This window comes from Bacillus sp. FSL L8-0152 (assembly GCF_038006365.1).
GTDB classification, from domain to species: domain Bacteria; phylum Bacillota; class Bacilli; order Bacillales; family Bacillaceae_G; genus Bacillus_A; species Bacillus_A cereus.
This window is the reverse complement of sequence record NZ_JBBOVB010000001.1, coordinates 4,039,276-4,056,168: the sequence shown is the minus strand read 5'-3', so window position 1 is coordinate 4,056,168 and position 16,893 is coordinate 4,039,276. Positions and strand designations below refer to the sequence as shown.

Genomic DNA, 16,893 nt, shown 5'->3' with positions numbered 1-16,893 from the left:
GGGACATTGTTAAATGGAAATCGTGACAGCAAAAATAGCGCACAAAGAAATCACCAATGGTGTTACAAAACCATATATTATTACATGTGATAATAGTGAACAGTACGTTGTTAAATTTAAAGAAAATCCTGAGGGAAAAAGAATATTAGCAAATGAATATGTATGTGCGAAGATAGCAGAAATTCTCGAGTTGCCCCTTGCTTCTCCGTCTTTGGTACAAGTTAATGAAACATTTATTGAAGATTTTGGAGAACAAATTTCAAAACACACAGAAGATGATGTGACTGCAGGGCTTCATTTTGGGACTAAAAGAATAAAAAAGGCATTCCAAATTTCTTCAGCAGGTATGCTGGATTTAGCGAAGAATAATGAATGTATACCTGGTATAATTTTATTCGATCAGTTAGTTTGTAATTGCGATAGAGAGTGCAATGGTGGTAATCTATTGTTTGACCAATCTAAAATGGAAATCGTAGTCCTGGATCATACACATGCATTTGATATAGGACCATTGTGGGATGAACATAATTTAAACTTTAAAATTGGAGAAGATTTCAAACCACTTCAACCAGATGGATATGTATATAGAAAATTAATCCCCCATGTAAAGGGGCATAATCCGTTTAACTCAATTTTAGAGAAAATGGAAAGACTAGATAATAATTCTTTGTGGAATATTATAAATAATATTCCGGAAGAATGGGGCGTTACCGGTACCCAAAAAGAAAAATTACTTGAATATATAGGGGATAGGCTGAATAGAATTGAAACAGCTCTACCTGTATTAAAACCAGGATTACCTTATTGGAAAGGAGGGTCATAGATGGAACGTATGTGTAAGTACGCTGTTCTTAGATATGTGCCAGATGATATTAGAGAAGAATTTATAAATATCGGTTTAGTATTTCATTCCCCAGAAGATAAATATGTTAATTTACAGTTGACGACTAATTTTAGTCGTGTTAGTCAATTTGATGACGAATCGGATGTTAAGTTTTTAAAATTGGTACTAGAAGGAGTAAAAGATGATTTTACACAGTCCATTACCGACGGTCCTTCTCTTCAACAGGCAAAAGATCCTAAATTTCTAGAAAAGGCAACATCCATATATGTAAATCAACTTCAATTTTCTCCAATTAGAACTATTAGAAGTCGTGATTATGTAAAAGATGAAATAGACCTTTTTAGAACATATGTATATTTTGATCCTCATAAATCGAAACGTATAACAGATACAGAAGTTAAAAGTATAATGAGTCGAGTATTTAAAAATCATGAAAAGAATATATCTGGGAATTTAGAGCGTAATGTTGAAGTGGATATTGGGGCTGAAGATATAAAGTTAGATTTTGCTTTTAAAAAGAATTGCAAAGCTCAATTTGTAAAAACACTATCTTTTGACTATGCTTTAAGAAATAGTAAAAAAGCCACACAATTAGCAAAAGAGTGGGCATGGAATTACGAGAAAATGCTAAAGGATAAATACAAAATAAATAGTAACTTAATAACTGAAGATGAATTTGATATTGTGACAGTTATTTATTTTAAATCTGAGAATAAAAATATTAAAGCCGCTTTAGATATTTTAAGTGAAGTTTCTCATATTGTAGAGGCAACGAATGAAGAAAAAATTATAGCTTTTGCTGATGAAATAATAGGTAATATTTCAACTCCAATTAGTAACTAATAAAAAAAGAGCCACGTGGCTCTTTTTATTTTGCACAATTTACAGTTACAAAGAAGGTAAGCTACAATATTCATATATTAAGTAAAGGAGGGGAGAATATGGGAGAATTCACAAAGGACCCTGGTGGTCACAGAGTAACCGATCCTGGTGTAGGTTGGCATAACGATCCAGGCACAGGAATATAAAAAAGAGAGCTAAGTGCTCTCTTTTTTTGTTGATAAAAATTTGTTAATTTTTACCGTTGCGATTGGAAATGTTTTCTACTACAATCGACTCATAACAACTCGTTATGAGTTTTAAGGAACTTTGCATATAAAACGAGTTGTTTACAGAATTGCTCTCGTTGAGATTCATCCAGGCCTGCGAAAACCGTTTGAATTTCATCGAGGGCATTTGCTATGTTCTTTTCGTGTAGTGTACTCGTTCTACCCATTAACGCATCAACAGAAACACCTAAATATGTTGCAATGCGATCGAGAGTGTCAAGGTCAGGTTGATTATAGTTAATTTCTAAATTGCCAACTTGACTACGACTTAACTGCACTTTTTCACCGAACTCTGATTGAGTAAGGGAACGACTTGATCTAAACTTTTTTAAATTTTCTCCAAATGTATTCATAGTTTTAGTATAAATACATGAGAATTTTTAGACTATACATGTCATGAAATTTGTCTTTATAATAGTAAATATCACTTAAATTGACATTTGAATGAAAAACATATAGAACAAATGTTCTTTTGGTGGTAAAATATTCTTAATGAAAAATAGAATTTTTGAAAAAAACTTTCTCAACATGATTTGACCATAAACAGAACGAACATTCTAAATCTTATGATAAACTGAATTTAGCGAAAGAAGGAATAAAAAAAGACCCACGGTGTTATAGATGTGAGGCCACACAGCTATAACATTTAACCCTAGCCTAGATAGGGAAAGTTTCCATGAGTCAGTACATAGTATAGCATACTTCATAAGTGTAAAGAAAATTATGATTCATTTTCCTATTGAGAAAAAAGGGATATGTTTTGGGTTCTGATTTGGGAGGGAATTTTAGAATGAAGCGCTTTATCAAGAACTTACAGGAGCATATCAACTATCTTAAGTTGGATGTTGGTACATTAGCTAAAAAAGCAGAGATTGATAGAACTAATCTTAATAGGATTTTAAATGGGAAAATTAAAGAAATGAAGTTGGAGTCATTCTTATTAATTGCTCCCGACTTGTATCCAAATTGGAAAGAACGTAGAAAGAAAATTAGAGAATTTATATTGCTTTGCGAGAGTGATTTAAACATAAAAAAGGCATTGTCTTACTGCCAAACAGTCGGTGAGTATCAATTAATGAAAAAATTAATAAAAAAACATATTAGCAGCGATAAAAAAGGGAAAATAAACAAATATCTACATTTGTATGATTTATACAATCAAAGAAATTTGAACAAACTAGAAGGAGAAGAATTGCAAAGGAAATTAGATGAATTACCATACTCTAAAAATGTTGACTATCAAATAATAGTAGACATGTTACATGGATTTGCGCTGTATGATAGTAGTAATTTCATGGCTATGGTCCCGTATTCTAAAAAAATCGATCAAAACTTACCATTAGTAGAGAATGTGTTTATAAAAAAACATTTGGATTTGCAACATGATGATCGAAAGTCTCATATTAATTTGTTTAGTAACAAAACAAAAGAATGCAGGGACATTTGTAATAGTATAATAAAATCCGCTCCGGAAGATTCAGTTATAAAGGCTAAAGCGTTAAGTTGCTTAGGAGAGTCTTTTATACTTGAAAATCCTTTTCAAGCGGAAACGTACTTTTTGGAAAGCCTAAAGTTAATAAAAAGCTTAGGTATTACTACTTATAGTAAAATGTATCGTGCAGTTCATAGCACATTAGCTTTTTTGCGAATTGAGTATGGAATAAATGTAGATAAAATAGATTGGGATTTTGTAGGAGAAGCGGAAAAAGCTTTCTTTGATGCTAAATTCGGTTCAGGAGTTAAAGCTAGGGCTTATTTTGAAGACTTAAAAAAACAAGGAAAAACTTTGTCCGCATTTAAATTATATTATTTATTTTTTGTAGATAGAAATGATATAATGGTTCTCAAAGAAGCTTTAGAAAAATTCGCTAATAATGGGAATGTATTCTATTCTAATTTGGTAACACGTCTTTTAATTAAAGAGGGAGTGAAGTAGGTTGAAAAAAGTTATTCTTACAATGATATGTGTTTTAGGACTACTAGGAGCAGTTGAACAAAACAAAGATACTTCACAAGCACATTCAAGTAAAGTAGAAACTACATATCTAATGGTTGATCCAGGAACTCATTAAAAATTTATAAATTATTTTTCAAGACGCTACTACTAAGTAGCGTCTTGAGTGCTTTTTAAGGGGTATGCATTTTTGAAAAACGTTACAAAAATGCACAGTTTGTTAAAGAAATCACATAGTTATTAGGATGGAGGAGTTCGTATTGTTAATAAGTGGCGAAGAAAAAATAAAATCCATGATTAAATATTTATTAGGGGATAAAGTCTCAGAAAATGACACTCTTCATGCTTTGAAAGAAATATATAAACAAGGATTCATTACTGATAAAGAATTAAGTGAAGTCATGCAGCAAATGGAACCAAAAAAAGGACTAGCCTCATGCTAATCCTTTTTTTCTTGTTTTAACATTCTTTGGATTGCTACTTCTAAAAGCGCCTTAACGCTTTCGATTTCCTCAGGAGACAGCTTTCTTCCATCCCAATGCAATTCATCACTTTCAAATATTTCTTTTATATTATTGCTACTTTTAATGGAATTATCGCTTTTTCCGAATAAGTAATCAATGGGAACATTGAAGAAATCAGCTAATTTTTCAATGTTCTCGCGTGAGGGGATTTTTGTCCCTTTTTCATATTTGGAAATAGTTTGCTTGCTCACACCAATATTTTCGCCTATTTTTTCTTGTGTTAGTTTTCGTTCTTTTCTTAACTCGAATATTCTCTCCCCTATGATATTCATCTATAACATCCTTTCGCGCTACTTGTAAAAAAGTATCTAGTTTAAATGTAACAATGAGTAGCCCTAATGGCAACGTAAAAATAAAAAATAAATTTTTGAAAATAAAAAGTTGCCTTTGGGGCTACTTTTAGTTATACTAAGTTTAGAAGTTGAAGGTGGTGACTTAAAATGCTAAATACACAACGAATTAAATCTCTAAGACAAAAAAATGGTTATTCTTTAGAATATGTTTCAAAGGCTTTAGGTCTGAAATTCAAACGTTCTTATCATAACGTTGAAAAAGGAGAATCAGGATTATCGGTAGAGAAATTAAAAAAACTTTCGGAACTTTATGGTGTATCGATTAGTGATCTAATAAAGTGAGAGAGATTTTTTTTACAATTCAAGTCGCCCTTGGGGCTACAACGGAGGGCGACGTCATAAGATAGTGTATCCATATTTGAACTTAAAAAAATGATTGGAGTGAAAAAACATGTACCAAATTAAACAACTACCATTTTCATTGAAAGCGGAGGATGTACAGGAATTCTTAAATATTTCTCGATCAGCCGCATACGCACTTATGAAGAGAAAGGACTTCCCGACAATCGTAATTGGAAAAAGCAAACGTGTTAAAGCGGAAGACTTTCTTAAATGGGTAGAAGCACAAAAGGTGGGAACAAATGCTAGTTAAAACAGAATTTCAGGTGTTTAACAAAATTATCGTTTGATAAATAAGGAGGTGATTTGGTGGAAGATACAACATCGTTAGTAGTATTCGCAATGTTTATCGCATGCAGTGTATTGTTGCTTTACATTACTTACGAACCGATAAAACAATGGGCTTGGAGTGACGTGAAACAAAATAAAAAGACCCATAGCAGTGGGTCCTTTAGTAAAAACAAGTTGTTATAAGTATACCACGGAAAGTAGGGGAATAGTACATGAATTTAACCGAATATCAAGTGCTATTACCTAATAAGTTCTGGGACTTAGCAGAGAACAAGAATGAATTAAACAAGATGATTGAACAGTATTTCAAAGTTGGTTATCCGCATTATGAAATTCAACGAATTATAAAAAGTGGACAAGAACATATTGCGGTTTGCATAAGGAGGTAAGGACTATGTCTGAAGTAAACGTAAAATGGATTAAACTTTCAACTACCATGTTTGAAGATGAAAAAATCCGAATTATTGAGAGCATGCCCGAAGCTGACACATTATTAATTATTTGGGTTAAGTTACTAGCTCAAGCAGGAAAGATAAATGCAAGTGGATACATTTTCCTAAACGAAAATATACCTTATACGGAAGATATGCTAGCAACTATTTTTAATAGGCCATTAAATACAGTTCGGATGGCATTAAGCACATTTCAAAAATTCGGAATGATTCATATTGATGAAAATCACTACATTAATGTTGTTAATTGGGGAAAACATCAGAGTTTAGATAAGTTAGAACAAATTAAAGAAAAAGATAGATTACGTAAACAAAAGCAAAGAGCAAAACAAAAACAATTGAAATTGGGTATGTCACAGGACAGTCACGGGACAAGTCACGATGGTGTCACGGACATAGATAAAGATTTAGATAAAGATTTAGATAAAGATTTAGATAAAGATTTAAAAGAAAAACATAGTCCCGAAACAATTCAGGACAACACTCAATCTATTCCGTATCAAGAAATTGTTGATTATCTTAACATGAAAGCGAATACCAATTATAAACATACATCAAAAAAAACACAGGATTTAATTAAGGCAAGATGGAGAGAAGGATTCGATTTAACTCATTTTCAACAGGTAATTGACATCAAGGCTTCACAATGGATTGATAATACGGAAATGAGTGGATATTTAAGACCTATCACATTATTTGGAACTAAATTCGAAAGTTATTTAAATGAAAAACCTGTACAACGAAAAGGAATTTTTAAAGGAGGTCAAACTAATGCAAGCCATCAAAAAGATAGTAGCTTCATCGACAAATACGATTTCAACAAACGCTAGTCAAAGATATGTATTGTCGCCTAATAGATGTACGAATGTATTTTTAGTAGGGAAAGAAAATTTTAAAGATGTTTGCAGCAAACGCATGTTGATAGATACAGAAACACTTGAGGAGTTTTGTCCTCAATGTAGATCGGTAGAAAAGGAAGATCAGAAATTAGCTATAGAGACGCTTGCTATAAAAAAGAAAAATGAAATCATTCATTTGTATGATTCATTTGCTGATAACAGCTTAATAAATGACAAACTCAAAAAAGCTACATTTGAAAATTATGTACCAACGAAAAAGGAATTAGCTGATGCGAAAGAAACAATCATGCATTTTGTAGCTTCATTCAATAAAGAAGAACCAACAAGCATGATAATAACGGGGGATTATGGAGTAGGAAAAAGTCATTTGTGTGTAGCGGCTACTAAAGAACTTATGAAAAAGGGTCACAGTGCAATGTTTATTCAAATGAATAAGTTATTTACTAAAATCAAATCCACTTGGAATAAAAACAGTGAAATGACAGAGGACAAGCTTATGTCTCTACTAGCAAAAGTTGATGTCTTGATTATCGATGACTTTGGAGCGGAATTCACAGAGAAAGATAAAGAAGGCGTAACTTGGAAACAAACGAAGACAAATGAAATTGTAGATAGCCGTATAGGTAAAAGTACTTTATTTACTACTAATTTTACGATTGGTGAATTAGCAGGGATGTATGGAGAACGTGATTTTAGCCGAATGATGGAAAACGCTGAAATGCTAGAAATGCATGGGGATAATTATAGATTACGTAATTTCAAAAAGGGGGAATAAGAATGTGTGCATTATGTCATGATACAGGAATTATTCGTAAAGAAACTTATCCAGGTGTAATTGAAACGAGCGGTTGTAATTGTGAAGTGGCAATACAGCAGCAAGAAGAAAACGATAAGCGTTGGAATGCGTACTTAATTAAATTCGAGTCAATGAAACAAGAGTTGCAACGGAATAAACAACAAAAAGTAAGTTAAAAAGGGGGAGCAAGTTATGAAAAATACAGGTGTTGTAAGAAAAGTGGACGAGCTAGGGCGAGTAGTAATTCCAGTTGAGTTACGTAGAACTTTGGGTATTGCTGAAGGGACAGCGTTAGACTTTCATGTTGACGGGGAAAACATCGTTTTAAGAAAACCAGAAAAGTCATGTTTTGTAACGGGTGAAGTTTCTGAATCAAACATAGGGTTGCTAGATGGTCGGATGTTTTTAAGTAAGGAAGGTGCAAGTAAGTTGCTGGGCGTCATTGAGAAGAGTGGGATTGTAAATGCCTAAACAACTCAATATTTTCGATGTAGAACCGGAAATTTGTCAGTTCGATGTAATGAAAGCAAATGTAAAAAGAGGAACTGGACGCACTACATACGCTGATGTACGCGTTCATGTTCCTAAAAATGCAAAATGTACAGATGAGTTACCACGTAAAACGAAGCCAGATGAACGTTATGAATTATTTGAACAATACGCAATGGCAATTTGGCGATATGAGCGATCAATTGATAGTTCGTGTAATTGGGAAACAGCCGAGGAATTATGCAAGGCAGCACGAGATAAAAAGGAAGATATTCCAGTAAGGATTTATTTAGGCAGTGGATTCAAGCCAGATGTCGTTCAGTACATGGAGTGAGCAAAAGGGAGAGGGACATATGAAAAAAATAGAAATTGATGTTAGTAGCAACAAACTATTAATAGTGAAGGACGGAAATGTTACAGCAGTTAATCCACCAATGAGCGGATTTGGTGAGCAAGTTGCGGTTTGGGTAAACGGTAAAGTTGATCGTGTGGATACTAAGTTTACTGAAAAGATAAAATAATCATTTTTAGAAAGTAGGTTCGCTTATGAGTGTAGCAAGAAATCATGAAGCGATGAAGGAATCACGTTTAAAAATATACATCGCTTTAGAAGAAGCTAACTTCATTTGGGATGAAAGAGATGTAGTACGTTTTCGTGAAATGTGGAGTCAAGGTATGAGCTTGCCAAAGATGGCAAAAGCGTTAAGGAGACACCAAGCGGAAGTTGCGCTTCTTGTAATAGATCAGGCTGATAAGTATTTAATTGAAAATCGTCCGATAGGATTAGGTATTTGCTAAATAGGAAGGGGAAATCAAAATGAAATCAATGAAAAACGGTGTTTTGGAAGTGACTAAATTAATTAGTAAATCAAAGGAAGGACAAGCTGTAATGAACGACAATCAAATTTGTGAATTAGATCAATATCAAGAAGCGGCATTACGTACATGGAATACAAATCAGGATTTTGGTGGACGTGTTTTAAATGCAGCATTAGGACTTTCGGGAGAAGCTGGTGAGGTCGCTGATATTGTAAAAAAAGCTATTTTCCACGGTCATGGATTTGATCCGGCTCATTGTCCAGGAGAAGAAGAAGGGAATACGCATAAAATCGCTTTAGAGTTGGGAGACATCTTGTACTACATTTCGATCATGTCCCACGAAATGGGATATACCTTAGAAGATATCGCTCAAATGAATATTGTGAAATTAGCTAAAAGATATCCGGATGGTTTTAGTAGAGAAGCAAGTCAAGCACGTGTAGATGTAAAGTAAGACAAAATTTGAATTTTGTAGAGAAATGAGGGGTAGAGATGGGTAACGGGTTAACAGGGTGGCTTTCTCCAGACGGCGTATTCCTTGTTTGTCAATACGGAGAGCATTATCAAACAGCATACGAACTTCTTAGTTCAGATGATCATCTAAAGAAAGAACGTGTTCGATTAAATTACGAAAGAGGAACAGTTGTACATCAAACGGAGGTATTGAAAGAATTACTATGGATACCTATGGGAGTTCCGAAATGGGGACCACAACCAAATATGGATTATATATTTATATCGTATTTAGGGAGAACTGATAAACAAGAAAAATGGTTATCAGAGCATTATGATGAATTGTCGGAAACACAACAAAAAATGGTGGATGAGTATAACGATGATTTAGCATTCAATAAGAAGCATGGTATAGGGTGAAACAAAACTTAACAAAAGCGTTATTTTAATCGAAAAGGGGAATGGATATGAATCTTTCAGAAGCCTTAAAGAAACGTGATGCACTCAAGAAAAGGGCTGAAGATATTGAAGCGTGGATTTTACATCAGAAGTGGACAGAAAAATCAGTTCCTTGGTATGAGGTAGATAGAGCAATACAAAATGTAACATGTGATATCTATGAAAAATATAACGAGTTAGATGAAAAAATTGAAGAAGCGATAAAAGACATAGAAATTTAAACAAAATAGTTATTTTGTGTTAATCAAAAAAATAGAGAGCTCTTTTTAAAGAGCTCTTGACCAAAAGTGATCTTGAATATGAATACGCACAATATTGTATGCGTGCTATTCAGGTAGGTGCAAATTTAAAACAAAATTCTTATTGTATGAGCAAAAATAAAAGAACCCGTTTGTTATAAACGGATTCTTCCCACAAGGTGTGCAAGAAATTCAAGGTAACTGGACCAGAGCTACCTGTGGAATTCCTTGTGATAATACTGTATGCAAAGGAATCAATAAGGTTAATGAAATTTAAACAAAATCTTTATTTGAAAGTAAATAAAAAAGAGCACACATGTAAGTGTGCTTCTAGACTAAAAGGTTTGAACGTATGGACTGGAGTGCCCTACACAATAATATATGCTTGTCTGATTAAAAGGTGAAAAAAATTATATAAAATCGTTATTTCATAGTAAGTAAAAAGGAGCACACATATAAGCGTGCTCTTAGATTAGAAAGGTAAGAATCTTATGAGTGGAGATTCTTCATACAATAACATATGCTTGTCCAGTTTAAATGTGAAAAGTTTTTAATGAAAACGCTATTTTAGTAGAACCCCCTTTTTAAAAGGCCTGTTGTGAGGGTAGGCCTTTTTAAAAAATTAAGGGTAAAGTTTTACATGGAGATACATTATATATTACTAGATTTAATTCATAAATCCTGTATCTAAAAAACTTATGTATTTAACAAAAACTTCACTTTGTAGAAAAATGCCCAGAGTAAAACGAGCACTTGTTCCAGAGTGCTCGCTTAAAAAGCATTCCATGTATTGGTTATGTTTGTAAATCATGAACCAGTAAATGACTGAAAAATAAGGTTCAAGATAGTTTATTCACTTTAGAGTAAATGGGTACCTGTACGGAAAAAAGAGCAGCTAGCAAAAGCTAACTGCTCCAAACAGGGATGTAACTTTAGATATATGTATAGTATCGACGAAATATTGAGTTTTATTCAGGAGGGAGAGAAGTAGGCCATTAACATGAAGATGTGCCAATTCATATCCTGTAAGTACTAAATTAATGACGGGGTAGATTGAGAATGGATGATCCGATTAAGGAGATAGTTGGTGCTTGGTTTGTTGCAGTAGGAACAATTATTGCTGCGATTGGGAGTACACCTTTAAAAAGATTGAATAGCGAATTAAGAAAAGACTTGAACATATGGGGGAATGTATTACAGGCAACGGGGAATGGTCTGGAAGCTGATGGACAAGGAGAAATATCCCTTGAATTGATTGGGAACGAAATCCAATCAATTGGTAATGTAACGGTTCTAACAGGACTCATTATAGAATTTGAAGATGAAACACAAAAAAAATTAGTGATTGCAGGAAATTGGATACAAGCATTAGGTGGTGTTACATCAATAGGTGGGGAAATAGAGGATAGTTCCAATATAGATGAATCGTATAACATTGTCGGGAATGTGTTACAAGCGACTGGTAATTCATTACAGGCAATAGGCGGAATTGATGAATTGAAAGCTAGTCGGGATAAAGTGGAGGGAATTTCGGAAGGCGATGATGAGGATGGACAGCTTATAGTGATTACGGGGAGTTGGGTCCAAGCGGTCGGTTCAGTAGTTTCATTAATCGGTCAAATAAGAGAAGAAAGCCAAGAGATAGAGGGAAATAATTCATAGAAAACCTAATAAAATAATCCTTTTAATAGAAAGCGAGGTTAGGATAATGACTAATTTAAAGAAAAGAAAAATTAGAAAAGCTATCGCGCGTCGCACAAAGGCAGTAGAGAAATATCAAGTTGATAACGCTTGGAGAAATATTTTTGTGAAAGCTGGAATAATAAAATAACAGTACTGGAGGGATAGAAAATGAATGGTAAACAGTTTTTCGGAATGTATTTGGCTCTTTACTTAATCATCATGTTTGTGACCTTTAGTAATGCGAAAAGCTTCATACAAGCTGGAATTATTATGGTACTTGTAATTTTGATTTCAGAAGTTGATCATAGATATGGATTTTATAAGGGAAGCAAGAAAGCTAAAAGCAAACAAATATAGTCCGGCTAGAAAACTAGAGGACACCAATTCATTAAAGCAGCAATAAAAGCTGTTTTAGGAATAGGTGTCCTTTTTATTTTGAAAAGGGAGATGGGGAAATGAAGGGGTTAAAGGATCAGTTACGTGAATGGAAAAAGCAATCGAATCAAGCAAAAAAGAAAAAGAAGAAAAAACGAAAAGAGAAATTTAGCACTCGTGAAATTGAGGATTTAATGGGGATGCATAGACCTTGTTATGAACGTAGACGTGGAGCAATAAGACAAAAGTAATTTAAAAATAAAAAGGAGTGGTCTTACATGACTAAACAATTATCTTTCTTACCAAAAATTGATAGAACAGCGACACAAGAGGAATTAGAAGGTGTGTTGGAAAGCGTACGTATACATAGACAATTTGGGATGATGCGTAAAGAAATGAAAGTCACTCCTTCTTATGAAATACGTGAGCATGGTCCTACACATACCGTTGGAAAACCATTAGAAGATGTTGCTCTAGCAAATATCCAACAAAGTAAACGAGAAGAGTGGCTTGAAAGAATGTCAGTACGTATAGATCAGTTTCTAAATCGATTAGGGAACGGACGTGCAGGAAGCATTCAAAGAGATATTATTTATAAACGTTATTTAGAAGAAGAGGACGTATGTGATTACATGGTTTATAACGAAATAGGGATGTCAGAACGTACTTATCGACGTTGGAAGTCTAAAGCGTTTTATAAGCTTGCTTTTGCACTTGGATTAGAAGTTTACGAGACAGAAGAAACGGGAGGTAATGAATAATGAATTTTGTTCAACCGATACGTGATCCGGAGCAAATACAGCAGTTAAAAGATTATTTTAAGGAAAAGAGCTTACGTAATTACATTCTCTTCATTATGGGAATCAATACAGGCCTGAGAATCTCGGACATTTTGAAATTGAAGGTAGGAGATGTCAAAGGTAGTCATATATCTATGAGAGAAAAGAAAACAGGGAAACAGAAACGAATACAAATTACTGCAGCATTGAAAAGAGAACTTAAATGGTTTATTGAAGAAAGAGAAGACAATGAGTATTTATTACAAAGCAGACAAGGTAGGAATCGCCCAATCGGTCGCAGTATGGCATATAAGATATTAAGTGGAGCAGCGGCAGATTTTGGGCTAGATGAAATAGGAACACATACACTGAGAAAGACGTACGGGTATCATATGTACATGCAAACGAAAAACATAGCATTACTTATGGAGATATTCAATCACTCGTCAGAGAAGGTCACGTTACGTTATATAGGTGTAAACCAAGATGCAATGGATAAAGCAATGACTAGATTTAAAATTTAATCATTGCTTATCTCTTTTTAAATCTAGAGTTATTGCAGCATTTTGGAAAAAACTACGCTAAGAGTTTGCAAGGTTTTATACAGTTCCAGTAACAAACAAGAACCCTAAAAATGTGCTAGGATAGGAATGTATAGAAAAATGCATAGATCCATAGAACAAAAAAAGAAGGTTCCTTGGTGAGCGTGCGGTTTCCTCTTTTCATTGATACCGATAATGAGACGTTATGTTAACTCGATGTGAATAGATTATACAATCTAAAAAACGCGATATATGTCTTTTTCTAAATGGTATAATGAAGAAAAAGTTATTTATTTCCCTCTTTTTGATATACAGTCTGTTTGGTTGTAATCAAAATCATCAAAATATGGTTATAAATAAAAAGAAAACAAAGGAGAAGATTCATATGTCTAATACATCTCAAAATCAAAAAATGGATGAGAATGAGTTCTGGAAAATTATTGATATGTTTGATTGGGATCATGAAGGTGATGACGAAACAGTTTTGGAAGAGGCGGTAAACTATTTAAGTAAAAGTTCCAACGAAGATATATTTGCTTTTGAGGACATACTCTCGAAATTGCTTTACGATTTGGACGGTATTGAATATGCAAAGAACATTGGTGAGTATGCTTATGTAGACGAAGAAGAATTTTTCTCCGTAGACAACTTTTTGTATGCAAGATGTGTGGTTGTAGCAAATGGACGGAACTTCTATTACGAAGTGTTACAGAGTCCTGAGGAAATGCCACAGGACATAGAGTTTGAATCCTTATTGGGTGTAGCTAGAGAAGCATATGAACAGAAAAATGACGAAGAATTTGATTATATGCCAAAGTTTGATTATGAAACATATAGCAATAAAGGCAAATGGAGAGAATAAATTCCTAAACTTGAACAAATACATACAAACCTGAACTTCCGCTAACGAAAATTATGTAAATAAGCTGTCCACATGGGCAGCTTATTTTATTTTTCCGCATAGCGTAGGTTGTTTTGCAAAATGTTGGTGGTATCCCTATACAGTTACTCATAATTTTCGTACTGTGTAACTCGAAAGAGAAAGTTAAATGAAACCATTGATACCAAGGGACTCAGCGAAGGGATCAGTTACACACAATATAAGATATGGGTAAGTCAATACTATTAATTCAATAGTTTGATTTGTTAGAATTGAATGGTAAGGAGGTGATGAAATGACGTCATATATTGTGAAAAACTTATTTGTAAATGGATTAGATAGAGAGATTCAATTTGATAGAGCTTACTTATATGTACATGAAGTCGGTGGTTTTATAAGTTGGAGTTTGGAAGTTAATGGAGTGGAACAAATTGATATTTTTGTCCAAGCGAAAAGGAACAAAGAGCGCTTGAACATCAATTTCTCTACTGAGTACATGAATGGATTATCAGGTAATGTAACGGTCTTAAATGATTCTGTTGAATTAAAAGGAACGGGCAGATTAAATGGATTTAATGACTAGTAAAATAAGTGGCAGAGTCATGGCCGTTTTTTGGCAGTAAATGTGCCGGTTGTTTTGGAATTGACGTGATATATTTGTATTGTGAGAAGTGGCGGAAAACACAACTCACTATGTTGTTCTTAAATTTCTAAACGGTTCATAAAGACGGGTGCATAAAATCCGAAACCAGCAGATGGTAATGATTGAATGATACCGTTATTAGGGAGGGCTTTTGCTCTTCTTCCAGTTACTTAATGAAATTATATATATTAGGTGATTGGAAGAAGTTTAAAACTTCACGTACCAGATTCTATATCTAAAACACTCCAAATGTATTCATAAATTAGATTAAGGAAATGGACGGGATGACAAATGTTGAATCAAGTATTTAATATGGATTGTTTAGAAGGTATGAAGATGATTCCAGATAAAAGTGTAGATATGATTTTATGCGATCTACCTTATGGGACGACAGCGTGTAAGTGGGATAGTATTATTCCTTTTGATTTATTATGGAAACAGTACGAAAGAATAATAAAAGATAATGGGGCGATCTTATTAACAGCAAGTCAGCCATTTACAACTAAGCTGATTGCTTCAAATATGAAATTGTTTCGTTATGAGTGGATCTGGAAAAAAGGAAATCACGTAACAGGATTTCCAAATGCAAATAGAATGCCGCTAAAGAATCACGAAAATGTTCTGGTATTCTATAAAAAGTTACCTAAGTATTATCCGCAAGATTTGATTTTATTGGATAAACCGATCCAAAAGAAACAAATAAGAAACATGAAGGTATTAGGTAAAAGGAATAATGAATCTTTAAATAATGTATATGTAAAGAAATATACTAACTATCCAAAATCAGTTATTGATTTTCCACGTGACAGTAAAACGTTTCATCCTACACAAAAGCCTGTAGCTTTATTTGAATACTTAATCAAGACCTATACAAAAGAAGGAGAAACAGTATTAGACAATTGTATGGGTAGTTTTACAACTGCTATAGCGTGTATTAATACTAATCGTAATTACATTGGTTTTGAGATGGATGAAGAATATTGGAAGTTAGGTAACGAAAGAGTTAATACACATATCGAATCATTAAAGCACTCGTAAAGGGTGCTTTTTATTTTGGTGAAGGAGTGAGGACAAATGAAACTAAATAAACCAGAACAAACAGTGGTTGTCGGTCATTTAATCAACAATGTTATTGGAATGGAATTAGTAAAGCAACACATTGATCCACAGAAATTAGAAAAGGCTGTAGCTTTACATAATGAGATCAATGATGATATGACACCAAAACAAACAAGAGAATCGCTTATTAGTGTACTGGATAAGGCGATAGATGAATTCTTAGAGAGTAAGGAGTGAAGATAAATGGACAGCATTTTAAACGGTAAGATTGCTGCACTTGGTCTTATGTCTATTGATAAGAAAGCATATATCAGATACCTTAAACCATATGAGAAAGTATACAAGAAGGCTGGGATTGATGTTAATCGATTCAAGTATTACAAATTGTATGGAGAGAAGCACATGCTTTACTCTGTGGAATATCTCATGCAAACACCGATAAAAGATTTATTGGAAAGAGATAGAGGGAATCAAATGCATTGGGTAAAGACAGATGAATGAATATAAAACAAAACAACAGAAGCGTAAGTTCTATGACAGTGGTGAATGGAAGAGTATACGTGAACAAGTAAAGAAGAGAGACAACTATGAATGCCAAGAGTGTAAGCGCAATGGTAGTGTTTGTGTGGACACCAATGAATACAGTGAGAGTGCCAAGCGTAAGAAGATACAACTTGTTGTCCATCATATAAAAGAACTCGAGCATCATCCAGAACTTGCATTAGAAATAGATAACTTAGAAACAGTCTGTGTGGATTGCCATAATAAAGAACATGGTAGAGTGTTTGTTAAAAAGATAAACAAATGGGAAAACGATGAAAAGTGGTAAAAATGATTCGATAATAATACCCCCCGGTTCGAGAATTGGGCTTTTTTTTCGTCTAAGGGGCACCGGAGGAGGGGGTTAACTGTCAGGTTTTTTTCGAAAATACGCGCGTAAGGGGGGGTGGG

At 33.8% G+C, this 16,893-nt stretch carries 33 protein-coding genes; 31 read left to right on the top strand and 2 right to left on the bottom strand.

Annotated features, from left to right (window positions below):
• Positions 1–13: 13 nt before the first annotated feature.
• Positions 14–823 carry a HipA family kinase gene (locus tag MHH27_RS20215; RefSeq protein WP_340943890.1) on the top strand — a complete coding sequence of 270 codons (810 nt, stop codon included), beginning with the start codon at positions 14–16 and terminating at the stop codon, positions 821–823.
• Positions 824–1,687 carry a DUF3037 domain-containing protein gene (locus MHH27_RS20210; protein ID WP_340943887.1) on the top strand — a complete coding sequence of 288 codons (864 nt, stop codon included), beginning with the start codon at positions 824–826 and terminating at the stop codon, positions 1,685–1,687.
• 274 nt (positions 1,688–1,961) lie between these two features.
• Here the strand turns inward: MHH27_RS20210 and MHH27_RS20205 are convergent, their stop codons facing one another.
• A complete protein-coding gene (locus tag MHH27_RS20205) occupies positions 1,962–2,306 on the bottom strand; it encodes a helix-turn-helix domain-containing protein (RefSeq protein WP_340943884.1) in 345 nt (114 codons plus the stop codon).
• Between the two features lie 437 nt (positions 2,307–2,743).
• Between MHH27_RS20205 and MHH27_RS20200 the strand changes: the two genes are divergently transcribed.
• From MHH27_RS20200 to MHH27_RS20190, 3 genes are all read left to right on the top strand, one after another.
• A complete protein-coding gene (locus tag MHH27_RS20200) occupies positions 2,744–3,889 on the top strand; it encodes an AimR family lysis-lysogeny pheromone receptor (RefSeq protein ID WP_340943882.1) in 1,146 nt (381 codons plus the stop codon).
• Positions 3,890–3,911: 22 nt separating this feature from the next.
• Complete coding sequence (locus MHH27_RS20195) at positions 3,912–4,025, top strand: ABC transporter ATP-binding protein (protein ID WP_326271286.1); 114 nt, start codon at positions 3,912–3,914, stop codon at positions 4,023–4,025.
• A 142-nt stretch (positions 4,026–4,167) separates the two neighbouring features.
• Complete coding sequence (locus tag MHH27_RS20190) at positions 4,168–4,350, top strand: hypothetical protein (RefSeq protein ID WP_340943877.1); 183 nt, start codon at positions 4,168–4,170, stop codon at positions 4,348–4,350.
• Here the strand turns inward: MHH27_RS20190 and MHH27_RS20185 are convergent.
• Positions 4,347–4,703 carry a helix-turn-helix domain-containing protein gene (locus tag MHH27_RS20185; RefSeq protein WP_001021266.1) on the bottom strand — a complete coding sequence of 119 codons (357 nt, stop codon included), beginning with the start codon at positions 4,701–4,703 and terminating at the stop codon, positions 4,347–4,349. The two genes, MHH27_RS20190 and MHH27_RS20185, sit on opposite strands and share 4 nt — an antisense overlap.
• 168 nt (positions 4,704–4,871) lie before the next feature.
• Here MHH27_RS20185 and MHH27_RS20180 point away from each other — a divergent pair, with 168 nt between their 5' ends.
• From MHH27_RS20180 to MHH27_RS20055, 26 genes are all read left to right on the top strand, one after another.
• Complete coding sequence (locus MHH27_RS20180; RefSeq protein WP_000935436.1) at positions 4,872–5,066, top strand: helix-turn-helix domain-containing protein; 195 nt, start codon at positions 4,872–4,874, stop codon at positions 5,064–5,066.
• Between the two features lie 109 nt (positions 5,067–5,175).
• Positions 5,176–5,376 carry a helix-turn-helix domain-containing protein gene (locus MHH27_RS20175; RefSeq protein WP_000284333.1) on the top strand — a complete coding sequence of 67 codons (201 nt, stop codon included), beginning with the start codon at positions 5,176–5,178 and terminating at the stop codon, positions 5,374–5,376.
• 56 nt (positions 5,377–5,432) lie between these two features.
• The gene (locus tag MHH27_RS20170) at positions 5,433–5,597 is read left to right on the top strand and encodes a hypothetical protein (RefSeq protein ID WP_033694514.1); all 165 of its coding nucleotides are present in this window, start codon (positions 5,433–5,435) and stop codon (positions 5,595–5,597) included.
• 29 nt (positions 5,598–5,626) lie between these two features.
• The gene (locus MHH27_RS20165; protein ID WP_340943873.1) at positions 5,627–5,803 is read left to right on the top strand and encodes a hypothetical protein; all 177 of its coding nucleotides are present in this window, start codon (positions 5,627–5,629) and stop codon (positions 5,801–5,803) included.
• A 5-nt stretch (positions 5,804–5,808) separates the two neighbouring features.
• Positions 5,809–6,696, top strand: coding sequence for a phage replisome organizer N-terminal domain-containing protein (locus MHH27_RS20160; RefSeq protein ID WP_340943871.1), 888 nt, complete (start codon positions 5,809–5,811; stop codon positions 6,694–6,696).
• A complete protein-coding gene (locus MHH27_RS20155) occupies positions 6,638–7,501 on the top strand; it encodes an ATP-binding protein (protein ID WP_340943869.1) in 864 nt (287 codons plus the stop codon). Before MHH27_RS20160 ends, MHH27_RS20155 begins: the two co-directional genes overlap by 59 nt.
• A gap of 2 nt (positions 7,502–7,503) precedes the next feature.
• Positions 7,504–7,698, top strand: coding sequence for a hypothetical protein (locus tag MHH27_RS20150; protein WP_340943866.1), 195 nt, complete (start codon positions 7,504–7,506; stop codon positions 7,696–7,698).
• 16 nt (positions 7,699–7,714) lie between these two features.
• Positions 7,715–7,993 (top strand): AbrB/MazE/SpoVT family DNA-binding domain-containing protein, encoded by a 279-nt coding sequence (locus tag MHH27_RS20145; protein WP_097846489.1) that lies wholly within the window; start codon positions 7,715–7,717, stop codon positions 7,991–7,993.
• On the top strand, positions 7,986–8,345 hold the full coding sequence (locus MHH27_RS20140) for a cell division protein SepF (RefSeq protein WP_097846488.1): 360 nt from the start codon (positions 7,986–7,988) through the stop codon (positions 8,343–8,345). The genes MHH27_RS20145 and MHH27_RS20140 overlap by 8 nt, the downstream gene beginning before the upstream one ends.
• A 19-nt stretch (positions 8,346–8,364) precedes the next feature.
• On the top strand, positions 8,365–8,532 hold the full coding sequence (locus tag MHH27_RS20135; RefSeq protein WP_000717826.1) for a DUF3954 domain-containing protein: 168 nt from the start codon (positions 8,365–8,367) through the stop codon (positions 8,530–8,532).
• Positions 8,533–8,557: 25 nt separating this feature from the next.
• Positions 8,558–8,809 carry a hypothetical protein gene (locus MHH27_RS20130; protein WP_000109490.1) on the top strand — a complete coding sequence of 84 codons (252 nt, stop codon included), beginning with the start codon at positions 8,558–8,560 and terminating at the stop codon, positions 8,807–8,809.
• A 19-nt stretch (positions 8,810–8,828) separates the two neighbouring features.
• Positions 8,829–9,284, top strand: a complete 456-nt coding sequence (locus MHH27_RS20125) for a nucleoside triphosphate pyrophosphohydrolase family protein (RefSeq protein WP_340943862.1) — start codon at positions 8,829–8,831, stop codon at positions 9,282–9,284.
• Between the two features lie 38 nt (positions 9,285–9,322).
• Positions 9,323–9,703: a hypothetical protein gene (locus MHH27_RS20120; RefSeq protein WP_340943860.1), complete on the top strand. Its 381-nt coding sequence runs from the start codon at positions 9,323–9,325 to the stop codon at positions 9,701–9,703.
• Positions 9,704–9,750: 47 nt separating this feature from the next.
• Complete coding sequence (locus MHH27_RS20115) at positions 9,751–9,963, top strand: hypothetical protein (protein ID WP_340943858.1); 213 nt, start codon at positions 9,751–9,753, stop codon at positions 9,961–9,963.
• 1,077 nt (positions 9,964–11,040) lie between these two features.
• Positions 11,041–11,643, top strand: a complete 603-nt coding sequence (locus tag MHH27_RS20110; protein WP_340943856.1) for a DUF6944 family repetitive protein — start codon at positions 11,041–11,043, stop codon at positions 11,641–11,643.
• A 46-nt stretch (positions 11,644–11,689) separates the two neighbouring features.
• On the top strand, positions 11,690–11,812 hold the full coding sequence (locus MHH27_RS20105; protein ID WP_000183173.1) for a DUF3983 domain-containing protein: 123 nt from the start codon (positions 11,690–11,692) through the stop codon (positions 11,810–11,812).
• Positions 11,813–11,832: 20 nt separating this feature from the next.
• Positions 11,833–12,021 (top strand): hypothetical protein, encoded by a 189-nt coding sequence (locus MHH27_RS20100; RefSeq protein WP_078400816.1) that lies wholly within the window; start codon positions 11,833–11,835, stop codon positions 12,019–12,021.
• Positions 12,022–12,119: 98 nt separating this feature from the next.
• Positions 12,120–12,290, top strand: a complete 171-nt coding sequence (locus MHH27_RS20095; protein WP_000677276.1) for a hypothetical protein — start codon at positions 12,120–12,122, stop codon at positions 12,288–12,290.
• A 27-nt stretch (positions 12,291–12,317) separates the two neighbouring features.
• Positions 12,318–12,800: an ArpU family phage packaging/lysis transcriptional regulator gene (locus tag MHH27_RS20090; protein WP_000166182.1), complete on the top strand. Its 483-nt coding sequence runs from the start codon at positions 12,318–12,320 to the stop codon at positions 12,798–12,800.
• Positions 12,800–13,342, top strand: a complete 543-nt coding sequence (locus MHH27_RS20085) for a site-specific integrase (protein ID WP_016124635.1) — start codon at positions 12,800–12,802, stop codon at positions 13,340–13,342. The genes MHH27_RS20090 and MHH27_RS20085 overlap by 1 nt, the downstream gene beginning before the upstream one ends.
• A 403-nt stretch (positions 13,343–13,745) precedes the next feature.
• Positions 13,746–14,222, top strand: coding sequence for a DUF4240 domain-containing protein (locus MHH27_RS20080; RefSeq protein ID WP_097919180.1), 477 nt, complete (start codon positions 13,746–13,748; stop codon positions 14,220–14,222).
• A 313-nt stretch (positions 14,223–14,535) separates the two neighbouring features.
• On the top strand, positions 14,536–14,823 hold the full coding sequence (locus tag MHH27_RS20075) for a hypothetical protein (RefSeq protein ID WP_098292231.1): 288 nt from the start codon (positions 14,536–14,538) through the stop codon (positions 14,821–14,823).
• A 351-nt stretch (positions 14,824–15,174) separates the two neighbouring features.
• Positions 15,175–15,921 (top strand): DNA-methyltransferase, encoded by a 747-nt coding sequence (locus MHH27_RS20070; RefSeq protein ID WP_340943851.1) that lies wholly within the window; start codon positions 15,175–15,177, stop codon positions 15,919–15,921.
• Positions 15,922–15,957: 36 nt separating this feature from the next.
• The gene (locus MHH27_RS20065; protein ID WP_340943849.1) at positions 15,958–16,179 is read left to right on the top strand and encodes a hypothetical protein; all 222 of its coding nucleotides are present in this window, start codon (positions 15,958–15,960) and stop codon (positions 16,177–16,179) included.
• A 6-nt stretch (positions 16,180–16,185) separates the two neighbouring features.
• On the top strand, positions 16,186–16,443 hold the full coding sequence (locus MHH27_RS20060) for a hydrolase (RefSeq protein WP_340943847.1): 258 nt from the start codon (positions 16,186–16,188) through the stop codon (positions 16,441–16,443).
• On the top strand, positions 16,436–16,771 hold the full coding sequence (locus MHH27_RS20055; RefSeq protein WP_340943844.1) for an HNH endonuclease: 336 nt from the start codon (positions 16,436–16,438) through the stop codon (positions 16,769–16,771). Before MHH27_RS20060 ends, MHH27_RS20055 begins: the two co-directional genes overlap by 8 nt.
• Positions 16,772–16,893 lie beyond the last annotated feature (122 nt).

Bases quoted from the DNA above. Each gene is read 5' to 3' on its own strand.
- MHH27_RS20130 (WP_000109490.1), top strand. From the start codon at position 8,558: ATGAGTGTAGCAAGAAATCATGAAGCGATGAAGGAATCACGTTTAAAA.
- MHH27_RS20085 (WP_016124635.1), top strand. From the start codon at position 12,800: ATGAATTTTGTTCAACCGATACGTGATCCGGAGCAAATACAGCAGTTA.
- MHH27_RS20110 (WP_340943856.1), top strand. From the start codon at position 11,041: ATGGATGATCCGATTAAGGAGATAGTTGGTGCTTGGTTTGTTGCAGTA.
- MHH27_RS20125 (WP_340943862.1), top strand. From the start codon at position 8,829: ATGAAATCAATGAAAAACGGTGTTTTGGAAGTGACTAAATTAATTAGT.
- MHH27_RS20165 (WP_340943873.1), top strand. From the start codon at position 5,627: ATGAATTTAACCGAATATCAAGTGCTATTACCTAATAAGTTCTGGGAC.
- MHH27_RS20150 (WP_340943866.1), top strand. From the start codon at position 7,504: ATGTGTGCATTATGTCATGATACAGGAATTATTCGTAAAGAAACTTAT.
- MHH27_RS20215 (WP_340943890.1), top strand. From the start codon at position 14: ATGGAAATCGTGACAGCAAAAATAGCGCACAAAGAAATCACCAATGGT.
- MHH27_RS20090 (WP_000166182.1), top strand. From the start codon at position 12,318: ATGACTAAACAATTATCTTTCTTACCAAAAATTGATAGAACAGCGACA.
- MHH27_RS20105 (WP_000183173.1), top strand. From the start codon at position 11,690: ATGACTAATTTAAAGAAAAGAAAAATTAGAAAAGCTATCGCGCGTCGC.
- MHH27_RS20070 (WP_340943851.1), top strand. From the start codon at position 15,175: ATGTTGAATCAAGTATTTAATATGGATTGTTTAGAAGGTATGAAGATG.
- MHH27_RS20075 (WP_098292231.1), top strand. From the start codon at position 14,536: ATGACGTCATATATTGTGAAAAACTTATTTGTAAATGGATTAGATAGA.
- MHH27_RS20060 (WP_340943847.1), top strand. From the start codon at position 16,186: ATGGACAGCATTTTAAACGGTAAGATTGCTGCACTTGGTCTTATGTCT.
- MHH27_RS20145 (WP_097846489.1), top strand. From the start codon at position 7,715: ATGAAAAATACAGGTGTTGTAAGAAAAGTGGACGAGCTAGGGCGAGTA.
- MHH27_RS20135 (WP_000717826.1), top strand. From the start codon at position 8,365: ATGAAAAAAATAGAAATTGATGTTAGTAGCAACAAACTATTAATAGTG.
- MHH27_RS20080 (WP_097919180.1), top strand. From the start codon at position 13,746: ATGTCTAATACATCTCAAAATCAAAAAATGGATGAGAATGAGTTCTGG.
- MHH27_RS20175 (WP_000284333.1), top strand. From the start codon at position 5,176: ATGTACCAAATTAAACAACTACCATTTTCATTGAAAGCGGAGGATGTA.
- MHH27_RS20155 (WP_340943869.1), top strand. From the start codon at position 6,638: ATGCAAGCCATCAAAAAGATAGTAGCTTCATCGACAAATACGATTTCA.
- MHH27_RS20095 (WP_000677276.1), top strand. From the start codon at position 12,120: ATGAAGGGGTTAAAGGATCAGTTACGTGAATGGAAAAAGCAATCGAAT.
- MHH27_RS20200 (WP_340943882.1), top strand. From the start codon at position 2,744: ATGAAGCGCTTTATCAAGAACTTACAGGAGCATATCAACTATCTTAAG.
- MHH27_RS20055 (WP_340943844.1), top strand. From the start codon at position 16,436: ATGAATGAATATAAAACAAAACAACAGAAGCGTAAGTTCTATGACAGT.
- MHH27_RS20160 (WP_340943871.1), top strand. From the start codon at position 5,809: ATGTCTGAAGTAAACGTAAAATGGATTAAACTTTCAACTACCATGTTT.
- MHH27_RS20065 (WP_340943849.1), top strand. From the start codon at position 15,958: ATGAAACTAAATAAACCAGAACAAACAGTGGTTGTCGGTCATTTAATC.
- MHH27_RS20120 (WP_340943860.1), top strand. From the start codon at position 9,323: ATGGGTAACGGGTTAACAGGGTGGCTTTCTCCAGACGGCGTATTCCTT.
- MHH27_RS20115 (WP_340943858.1), top strand. From the start codon at position 9,751: ATGAATCTTTCAGAAGCCTTAAAGAAACGTGATGCACTCAAGAAAAGG.
- MHH27_RS20210 (WP_340943887.1), top strand. From the start codon at position 824: ATGGAACGTATGTGTAAGTACGCTGTTCTTAGATATGTGCCAGATGAT.
- MHH27_RS20195 (WP_326271286.1), top strand. From the start codon at position 3,912: ATGATATGTGTTTTAGGACTACTAGGAGCAGTTGAACAAAACAAAGAT.
- MHH27_RS20205 (WP_340943884.1), bottom strand. From the start codon at position 2,306: ATGAATACATTTGGAGAAAATTTAAAAAAGTTTAGATCAAGTCGTTCC.
- MHH27_RS20100 (WP_078400816.1), top strand. From the start codon at position 11,833: ATGAATGGTAAACAGTTTTTCGGAATGTATTTGGCTCTTTACTTAATC.
- MHH27_RS20180 (WP_000935436.1), top strand. From the start codon at position 4,872: ATGCTAAATACACAACGAATTAAATCTCTAAGACAAAAAAATGGTTAT.
- MHH27_RS20185 (WP_001021266.1), bottom strand. From the start codon at position 4,703: ATGAATATCATAGGGGAGAGAATATTCGAGTTAAGAAAAGAACGAAAA.
- MHH27_RS20140 (WP_097846488.1), top strand. From the start codon at position 7,986: ATGCCTAAACAACTCAATATTTTCGATGTAGAACCGGAAATTTGTCAG.